The sequence below is a fragment of the Aquibium carbonis genome (genome assembly GCF_003970795.1).
Taxonomy (GTDB): Bacteria; Pseudomonadota; Alphaproteobacteria; order Rhizobiales; family Rhizobiaceae; genus Aquibium; species Aquibium carbonis.
The window spans coordinates 1-7,203 of the sequence record NZ_RWKW01000132.1 but is presented as its reverse complement, the minus strand read 5'-3'; the positions used below and the strand labels follow the sequence as shown (position 1 = coordinate 7,203).

Below are 7,203 nucleotides of genomic sequence, written 5' to 3'. Positions count from 1 at the left end.
ACGCCGTCCCCGCGACGGCGACGGCGACGGCGACGCGGCCGCAGCCGAAGGTTCGCGCCTTCGGCCGCCGCGGCCCGGCCCGGTGAGGCCCGTCGTCATGGCGCCACGGATCGTTCCCCCATCTTCCGGTCGAGCGGGCGTCGTCGCCGGTCGCGCCGTCCACGACCGGGACGACCGCCAGCCGGAGCTGCTGGTCGACGAGGTCGGCATCGCCTATGGCCGCTTCGGCGACCTGGTGCTGAAGAGCAGCTACCAGCCGCTCTACGGCGTGGAAGGCGACTGGCTGCAGCCTTTCGGCGTCGAGGCGCTGGTCACGGGCATGCGCGGCCGGGCGAGCGTGCGGCCGGACGAAATCTTCGGCCTCGTCGACGGGACCCGGCGCGCCGCGCTCGAAGAGCTGTGCCGGATGCTGCACGTGCGCAACCATCACAACATGGGGCTGCCGGGCATGCAGCTGTTCTTCAACGTCGATCCCGGCTTCACCGGCGACGACGTGGAACATCTCGCCTGGATGCTCGCGGAGGAGGGCGTCGCGCCCGAACTCGTCACCTGCGAGATCACGGAGCAGGCCGGCAACGACGCACGCCTGCTGGTGCTCGCAAGGGAGCTGCGCGCGATCGGGGTCAGGCTGGCCGTCGACGACTTCGGAGCCGGCCATTCGACGGCCGAGCGCGTCAGGGTTCTGCGTCCCGACACGGTCAAGATCGATGCGGCGTGGTTCCGTGCGGTCGTGGCGCGGCCCACGGCCCTGCGGATGCTGCCGGCGCTGTTTGCGCGCCTTGGCGATCTCGGCTGCGCCATCCTGGTCGAGGGCATCGAGACGCCGCGGCAACTGAGCGCGGCGGTCAATGCGGGGGCCGATCTGCTGCAAGGCTATCTGCTGGCGCGCCCCGCGCTCGCCGGCACGATCATCGACGAATCCTCGCTTCTCATCCGCGACCTGATCGGCGGCGGCGAGCCGGCCGCTCGCCGCTGAGCGGCCTCACCCGGACGGCTTGGCGACCACTCCCGACAATTCGGCGACGATGTCCGACAGCATCGGCACGAAGTCCTCGCCGTGGCCGGTGCCGACGGCGAGCGCGAAGGAATTGCGCACCGCCGCGCCGACGGGATTGGGCGTCTGCGTGGCGTTGGCGAAGGCCGACAGATAGCTCAGGTCCTTCAGGCCGTTGGCGAGCGCGAAGCGATGAGCGTCGCGGTCGCGTTCCAGCACGTATTTGAAGAAGGTCTGGTAGAAGCCGCAATCCATCCGCCCGCCGCTGATCACGCTGTCGAAGACCTGCGCGGTGAGCCCCGCCTTGGCGCCCAGCGCCAGCGCCTCGGCATAGATCGCGGCGTAGCCCAGCGAGAGGAAATTGTTGAGGAGCTTCATCGTGTGACCGGAGCCGACCGGCCCGGTGTGGACGATCTTCTGGGCGAAGGTCGCCAGAACCGGCCGCGCGCGCTCGATGTCGGCCTCGCGACCGCCGGCCATGACGTCGAGCGTGCCAGCCTCCGCCTCCTTCGGCGTGCGCGACAGGGGCGCATCGACGAGAGCCATGCCCTTGGCCGAGAGTTCGGTCGCCAGCCGCACCGTCGACGACGGGTCGGAGGTCGAGCAGTCGATGATCAGGATCGGCCGCCCGGCGCTCGCCAGCCCGTTCGGCCCGTGGATGATGGCCTCGACCTGCGGGCTGCCGGTGACGCAGAGGATGACGATGTCGCAGCGTTCCGCCAGTTCGCGGGCCGAATCCGCTTCGTGCGCGCCGAACGCCACCAGTTCTTCAGCGGCCTCGCGGCGCCGGTGGGCGAGGATGGTGAGATCGTAGCCCTTGGCGAGAATGTTCTTCGCCATGCCGCGCCCCATCAATCCGATGCCGACGAAGCCGATGCGTTCCTGTGCCATGCCGTTCCTCCTCCATGTCGGGCGGCAGGATAGAGGGTTCGGCCGGCGTCGTCACTCGAGCCTTTCGCCGGCCGGTGCGGCGCGTCCGACACACGGGCCGCGCGGCAATGAAAAAGGCGGGGACCAGCCCCGCCTTTCGATCCGCCAGAGGCGGTCTGTCGTTTCGCGACGTCCCGGCCGGTCACCCGGGTCAGGCGTCCGCGCGATCGGTCGCGATCAGGCCGCGGTGATCTTGCCAGCGGCGGACTTGCCGGTGCGACGGTCCTGCTCGATCTCGAAAGAGACCTTCTGGCCTTCGTTGAGGCTGGTCATGCCGGCGCGCTCGACGGCCGAGATGTGGACGAACACGTCAGCGCCGCCATTGTCGGGCTGGATGAAGCCGTAGCCCTTGGTCGCGTTGAACCACTTTACGGTGCCAGTTGCCATGTGGATATTCCTTGCGTTTGCAACTTCGGTTGACCCCCACGAATGGTGGTCGGGGATATCGAGATTTTGGAGATAGAACCGAGCAAACGCGAACTTCGCGGGCAGCCAGATCGATCGGCCGAAAATTTCAACGGTGCCAACATATACGCTGCCGCGATCACAGACAAGATACTGGAAGTGAGAGTTTTTTAGCAGCCGCGCGCCCCGCGCGGCGCTATGCTTCGGCAGGGAACGGAGAGCCGGTTGCGCCGTTCCAGAAACACGGCGAGCGTGGGGCGCTCACGCCCCAACCCCGCCGCAATCCCGGCGCTGTGATTCCCGCCTGTGCGTTTCGGGCCGGCACCAAGGAGGAACCAAGATGAAAGTTCTGTTGATCGCGCTGGCGGCCACCATGCTCGCCGCGCCGGCGCACGCCATTTCCCGCTACAATTCGCAAGGCATGAGCTGCGGCCAGGTCCAGGCCGCGGTGCAGCGCGAGGGGGCGGTCATTCTGCGCTACCGTTCGGCGCGCAATCCGAGCCTGACCCTCTACGACCGCTATGTGAGCGGCGGGCGGTTCTGCTCGGTGGGCGAGGTGGCGGTCGGATCGTCGGTGCCGACCCGGGACGACCGAAGCTGCTACGTTCTCACGTGCAAGTCCTACGACCGGGAGAACGTGTTCCGGTTCCGCGACTAGCCGAAGGCACGGCCGTCTCAAAAGCCGAAGCTCGCCTGCGCGGGATCCGCGGCCTCCAGCCTGATTCCTTCCAGCGCGAGCAGCCGCAGCTTGGTCGCCACGCCGCCCGGCGCCGAAAAGCCGCCGGGCTTGCGGCCGGCGGCCAGCACCCGGTGGCAGGGCACCAGCAGCGGCACGGGATTGGCGCCCATGGCGGTTCCCGTTTCGCGAAAGGCGCCCGCATGGCCGGCGCGCTCGGCCAGTTCGCCATAGGTCAGCACTTCGCCATGGCCGATCCGACGGGCGGCGCGGTAGACGGCGCGGCGGAACTCCGACACATACGGCAGGTCGACCGGGATCGCGGCGAGAGCGACCGGCTCCCCCAGCGCATAGCGGCGCAACAGGGCCACCGCCGCGGCGATCGTCGGCGGCAGGAGCCGCTCCAGCCGCACCCTGGCGTCGGCGGTGCACTCGGGACGCGGAAACCCATTGCGGACGGCCGTCAGCAGACGTTCGGTGTCGGCGGGGTCACGTCCGGGGAGTTGCAGCCGCGTGATGCCGCGCGGCGTCCAGGCGATGCCGACGACGCCGAGCGCGGTTTCGAACAGGAAATGGCCGGATGCGGTTGCTTCCATGGCGGTCCGGGACGTGTCCAATGTCGCATGATCCTATCGGCGAACATGGAACGTAGCAAGAACGAAGCCGCCGCCGGGCGCATTTTCCACTGCCGCGCACTGGCTCGCGACGGTGGACGGAGACGCGCCGGCCTCAGCTCGCCAGCGCCTCGATCGGCGGGCAGGCGCAGACGAGGTTGCGGTCGCCGGCGACGTTGTCGATGCGCGACACCGGCGGCCAGTATTTCATGCCGGCCGCGTCACCGGTGCCGAGCGGAAAGGCGGCGGTGCTGCGCGGATAGGGATGCGACCAGTCGTCGGCCATGGTCTCGGCGGCGGTGTGGGGGGCGTTGACCAGCGGGTTGTCGTCCTTCGGCCACTTGCCCGACGCCACCTTGCCGGCTTCGCTTGCGATCGCGATCATCGCCTCGCAGAAGCGGTCGATCTCGGCCAGCGGCTCCGATTCGGTCGGCTCGACCATCAGCGTGCCCGCCACCGGCCAGGACATGGTCGGCGCGTGAAAACCGTAGTCGATCAGGCGCTTGGCGATGTCCTCGACGCCGATGCCGGCCGTCTCCTTCAGCACGCGCGTGTCGAGAATGCACTCATGCGCCACGCGGCCGTCGCGGCCCGAAAACAGCACGGGATAGTGCTGCTTCAGCCGTTCGGCGACGTAATTGGCCGACAGGATCGCGGTCTCGGTCGCGTGCTTCAGGCCGGCCGCGCCCATCATGCGGATGTACATCCAGGTGATCGGCAGGATCGAGGCGCTGCCATAGGGCGCGCCGGCCACGGCGTGACCGTTGCCCCAGGCGACGTGCCCGGGCAGGTGGGGCGCCAGATGTGCCTTGACGCCGATCGGCCCGACGCCCGGCCCGCCGCCGCCATGCGGGATGCAGAAGGTCTTGTGCAGGTTCATGTGGCAGACGTCGGCGCCGATGTCGCCCGGCCGGGCGAGGCCGACCATGGCGTTCAGGTTGGCGCCGTCGAGATAGACCTGCCCGCCATGCGCGTGGACGATGGCGCAGATTTCCTTGACGCCTTCCTCGAAGACGCCATGCGTGGAGGGATAGGTGATCATCAGCGCCGCGAGCTGGCCGGCGTGCTGGCCGGCCCTGGCGCGCAGATCCTCGACGTCGATGTCGCCTTCGTCGGTGCACTTCACCACGACGACCCGCATCCCGGCCATGGCGGCGCTGGCCGGATTGGTGCCGTGCGCCGACGACGGGATGAGGCAGACGGTGCGATCCGTGTCGCCATTCGCCTCGTGGAAACGGCGGATGGCCAGCAATCCGGCATATTCGCCCTGGCTGCCCGCGTTGGGCTGCAGCGACACGGCGTCGAAGCCGGTGATCTCGGCCAGCCATCGTTCGAGGTCGTCGGTCATCGCCTTGTAGCCGGCGGCATGCGCGGCCGGCGCGAAGGGATGCAAGCCGGCGACGCTGCCCCACGACACGGGCATCATCTCGGCCGCCGCATTCAGCTTCATGGTGCAGGAACCGAGCGGGATCATCGCCCGGTCGAGCGCCAGGTCCTTGTCGGCCAGCCGGCGCAGGAAACGCATCATCTCGGTTTCCGAGCGGCTCTGGTGAAACACCGGCTGCGTCATGAAGCCGCCGAGCGGCCGCAGCGCGGGCAGGGCGGCCTGCGCGGTCGAGGGCACGGCCGCGCCGAACAGCGCGCCCAGTGCCGCAAGCTCGGCCTCCGTCGTCGTTTCGTCGAAACTGACGCCGATGCGGTCGGCATCGAGGACGCGCAGCAGCATGCCTTGCGCCTGCGCCTTCGCGGCGATCGCCTCGGCATCTCCCGTCGTGCGCACGGTCACGGTGTCGAAGAAGCGGTCGCCCGCCGTGCCGAACCCTTCGGACGATACCGCCGCCGAAAAACGCGCGGCGAGGCCATGGATGCGGGTGGCGATGGCGCGCAGGCCCTCCGGCCCGTGCCAGATGGCATAGGCGGCCGCCATGTTGGCCAAAAGCGCCTGCGCGGTGCAGATGTTCGACGTCGCCTTGTCGCGGCGGATGTGCTGCTCGCGGGTCTGCAGCGCCAGCCGGTAGCCGGGGCGGCCATGGCGGTCGACGGACTGGCCGACGAGCCGGCCGGGCATCAGCCGCGTCAGCGGTTCGGAGACCGCGAGATAGGCCGCGTGCGGCCCGCCATAGCCCATCGGTACGCCGAAGCGCTGCATCGAGCCGGCGGCGATGTCGGCGCCGAGACGTGCCGGCGAGGCCGTGATCGTCAGGGCCAGCGGGTCGGCGACGAGAATGACCAGCGCGCCCGCCGCCTTCGCCGCGCGGATCGCGGCCGTGTGATCGCCGTAGACGCCGTTCGTGTCCGGCCAGGGCACGATGAGCGCGGCCGTCGCGTCGTCGGCCTCGCCCGTTTCCACGGTCACGTCGAGCGCGGTCGCGCGGGTCTTCACCACGTCGAGCACCTGCGGGTGCAGCGTCCCGGAAAGCGCGATGCGATGGCGCCTGTCGCGATGATGGCGCAGCGCCACGCCGACGGCTTCGGCCACCGCCGTCGCCTCGTCGAGCAGCGAGGCGGAAGCGACCGGCAGGCCGGTCAGCTCCGTCACCAGGGTCTGGAAGTGGAACAGCAGTTCCAGCCGCCCCTGGCTGATCTCCGACTGGTAAGGCGTATAGGCCGTGTACCAGGCCGGATTCTCGAACAGATTCCGCTGGATCACCGGTGGAACGAAGGTGCCGTGATAGCCCTGGCCGAGAAAGCTGCGGGCCACCGTGTTCTTCGCCATGATGGCGCCGAGCTCGGCCAGCGCCTCGGCCTCCGAAGCCGGCGCGGGCAGGTCGAGCGGCCGGTCGAGGCGAATCGACTGCGGGATCGCCTGGGCGACCAGCGTTTCGCGCGAGGTCAGCCCGAGCGCCTTCAGCATGGTGCGTTCGTCGTCGGGACCGGGGCCGATGTGGCGGTCGGCGAAAGGAAGGATACGGGCGGCGGCGGTCATGGCGGCTCCTAGGCGATGTGCTTGTCGTAGGCGGCGGCGTCCATCAGCCCGTCGAGCTGCGAGGCGTCGGCGAGCTTCATCTTCCACAGCCAGCCGTCGCCGGTGGCCGCCGAATTGACCAGCGCCGGATCGCCCGACAGCGCCTCGTTGACCGCGACGATGTCGCCGTCGCAGGGGGCGTAGACGTCCGACGCGGCCTTGACCGATTCCACCACGACGGCGGCATCGCCCCTGGCGAGCGTGCGGCCGACGTCGGGCAGTTCGACGAAGACCAGGTCGCCGAGCTGTTCCTGGGCGTAGTCGGTGATGCCGACGGTCGCCGTGTCGCCCTCGACGCGGATCCATTCGTGGTCTTCGGTGAAGTAGGTGGCTGCCATGCTGGTCATCCTCTGCGGTAGCGATGCGGCGTGAAGGGAAGCGGGTGGACGGCGAGCGCGATGCGGTTGCCGCGGATTTCGGTGTGGAGCGGGACATCGGCGCCCGCGAGATCGGCGCGGACAAAGCCCATGGCGACCGGGTGTCCGGCCGAGGGGCCGAAGCCGCCCGAGGTGACGATGCCCACCTCCGCGCCGTGGTCGTCGCGGATGATCGCGCCGGCGCGCACCGGCTGGCGGCCGTCCGGCTTCAGCCCGACGCGGCGGCGCACCGGCCCGGATGC

The 7,203-nt window shown here is 69.5% G+C and carries 8 protein-coding genes; 2 read left to right on the top strand and 6 right to left on the bottom strand.

Translation table 11 applies throughout. The features are described 5' to 3' along the window. A partial coding sequence (locus EJC49_RS24205; protein ID WP_210211864.1) for an EAL domain-containing protein occupies window positions 1–976 on the top strand: 976 nt, incomplete at its 5' end. Window positions 977–982: 6 nt separating this feature from the next. On the opposite strand, the gene EJC49_RS24200 is transcribed toward EJC49_RS24205, so the two are convergent. Then, entirely contained in the window at window positions 983–1,885 is a 903-nt protein-coding gene (locus tag EJC49_RS24200) for an NAD(P)-dependent oxidoreductase (protein ID WP_126702496.1), read from the bottom strand. Window positions 1,886–2,101: 216 nt separating this feature from the next. Then, a complete protein-coding gene (locus EJC49_RS24195) occupies window positions 2,102–2,311 on the bottom strand; it encodes a cold-shock protein (RefSeq protein WP_126702495.1) in 210 nt (69 codons plus the stop codon). 358 nt (window positions 2,312–2,669) lie between these two features. Here EJC49_RS24195 and EJC49_RS24190 point away from each other — a divergent pair, with 358 nt between their 5' ends. Beyond that, the gene (locus EJC49_RS24190) at window positions 2,670–2,987 is read left to right on the top strand and encodes a hypothetical protein (protein WP_126702494.1); all 318 of its coding nucleotides are present in this window, start codon (window positions 2,670–2,672) and stop codon (window positions 2,985–2,987) included. A 17-nt stretch (window positions 2,988–3,004) separates the two neighbouring features. On the opposite strand, the gene EJC49_RS24185 is transcribed toward EJC49_RS24190, so the two are convergent. From EJC49_RS24185 to EJC49_RS24170, 4 genes are all read right to left on the bottom strand, one after another. After that, on the bottom strand, window positions 3,005–3,601 hold the full coding sequence (locus EJC49_RS24185; protein ID WP_126702493.1) for a methylated-DNA--[protein]-cysteine S-methyltransferase: 597 nt from the start codon (window positions 3,599–3,601) through the stop codon (window positions 3,005–3,007). 133 nt (window positions 3,602–3,734) lie between these two features. Then, complete coding sequence (gcvP, locus tag EJC49_RS24180; protein WP_126702492.1) at window positions 3,735–6,545, bottom strand: aminomethyl-transferring glycine dehydrogenase; 2,811 nt, start codon at window positions 6,543–6,545, stop codon at window positions 3,735–3,737. A gap of 8 nt (window positions 6,546–6,553) precedes the next feature. Further along, window positions 6,554–6,922, bottom strand: coding sequence for a glycine cleavage system protein GcvH (gene gcvH, locus EJC49_RS24175; protein WP_126702491.1), 369 nt, complete (start codon window positions 6,920–6,922; stop codon window positions 6,554–6,556). Window positions 6,923–6,927: 5 nt separating this feature from the next. Continuing rightward, the coding region (locus tag EJC49_RS24170; protein ID WP_280960065.1) for a glycine cleavage T C-terminal barrel domain-containing protein at window positions 6,928–7,203 on the bottom strand (276 nt) is incomplete at its 5' end.

Bases quoted from the DNA above. Each gene is read 5' to 3' on its own strand.
- EJC49_RS24200 (WP_126702496.1), bottom strand. From the start codon at position 1,885: ATGGCACAGGAACGCATCGGCTTCGTCGGCATCGGATTGATGGGGCGC.
- EJC49_RS24195 (WP_126702495.1), bottom strand. From the start codon at position 2,311: ATGGCAACTGGCACCGTAAAGTGGTTCAACGCGACCAAGGGCTACGGC.
- EJC49_RS24190 (WP_126702494.1), top strand. From the start codon at position 2,670: ATGAAAGTTCTGTTGATCGCGCTGGCGGCCACCATGCTCGCCGCGCCG.
- EJC49_RS24185 (WP_126702493.1), bottom strand. From the start codon at position 3,601: ATGGAAGCAACCGCATCCGGCCATTTCCTGTTCGAAACCGCGCTCGGC.
- gcvP (WP_126702492.1), bottom strand. From the start codon at position 6,545: ATGACCGCCGCCGCCCGTATCCTTCCTTTCGCCGACCGCCACATCGGC.
- gcvH (WP_126702491.1), bottom strand. From the start codon at position 6,922: ATGGCAGCCACCTACTTCACCGAAGACCACGAATGGATCCGCGTCGAG.